Raw genomic sequence first — 1,411 nt, forward strand, 5'->3', positions numbered from 1 at the left:
AAAGGGGCTGTGAAAAAACGAGTGATCATTTTTTCATGGCTTCTTTTTTCTGACCATAAGATATTGTGTTCTTAAAAAAGGGTATAAAATCCCCTTACTATTAAGTAATAGCAAATTTTTTACTATGCGATTTTTTTGCATCGCATCTGTTTATTATGATATTTATATAGGTTTTGCCCAATGGAAACCAGATATATCTCTAGCTTTACAGAATCAATTCCTTTTCTTACAATTCTTTTATACCAGCGGTTATTCTTCATAATACCAAAGGTTCCTTCTGCCTGTATGGATCTGTTCATTCTTAAAAGAGCCCCATGAATACTTTCAAGATTTTCAATTACTTCTTCATGCATTTTGGTTAATTCTCTGTTGATTCTTATCGTACGGTTTTTATCAGTCTTTTTACACTGTTTTGCATAAGGGCAACCGCTGCAGTCTTCACAGGCATACACTTCTTCCTGACGTCCATATTGATTTCCACGTACATACTGCCGATATTCCAGATAAAAAGTTTTTTCATTCGGACATTTCAGATTTCCCTCTTCATCGACTTTGAAATTAACAGCACGAAATGGATTGTCATGATATTTTTTATCTTTGGTTTCTTTTTTGAACATAGGAAATTTCATGTACTTTTCCATTCCATGCTGTTCACAGTATATGTAGTTATTATAAGAACCGTATCCGGCATCCGCAGTCGGATATTTGGGATAAAATCCATATGTATGATAGAACTGTTCCATTAGGGGAATAAAGCAATCCATGTCTGAACGGTACTGATTCACGTCTACAACTGCAATGTATTCATCAGCTACTCCAATCTGCACATTGTATGCAGGGAGAAGCTGGTCATTTCCCATGTAATCCGTTTTAATTCTCATAAAAGTGGCAGAATGGTCTGTTTTCGAATAACTGTTGCGATCCGGACCACAGATTGATACTTTCTCCACGTATTCCTCCAGTTTCGTTGTGTACTCCAGGAGTTTTTCATACTGGCGTTGCTGTAAAGTCTTGTGATGTCCTTTCCCATAAATAAAGTTGTCTTTATTGATTTCCCATACTGTCGCATATCTGGAAAGAATCTCTTTTAATTCATCTGGGATGTACTCGGTATTCGTCTGTATTTTTAATCCACTCCATGCAAGAGCATCGTTGATTTCAGTCAGGAGAACCGTAATCTTTTCATAAAGCCGGTACCTGGATTTTTCGGTTGCCTTTTTCCATACCCAACTATATTTGTTGGCATTGGCTTCAAATTTTGAGCCATCTATATACAGGTGATCAAGGTCAACTTTTTCTTCATTAAATATTTTTTGATTGATATCATTAAAAATTTCTTCAATGGAATCAGAAAGAACCTCATTAATAAAATATCCAAAAGTCCGGTAAGAAGGTTTATCGTTATCCATAA

General features: G+C 35.6%; 1 protein-coding gene. It reads right to left on the reverse strand.

Annotated features, from left to right (window positions below; translation table 11 throughout):
• Positions 1-122: 122 nt before the first annotated feature.
• Positions 123-1,411: transposase (locus DWV06_RS10465; protein ID WP_235828940.1), on the reverse strand; the 1,289-nt coding region annotated here is incomplete at its 5' end.

Source organism: Anaerosacchariphilus polymeriproducens, assembly GCF_003363435.1.
Classification (GTDB): Bacteria; Bacillota; Clostridia; order Lachnospirales; family Lachnospiraceae; genus Anaerosacchariphilus; species Anaerosacchariphilus polymeriproducens.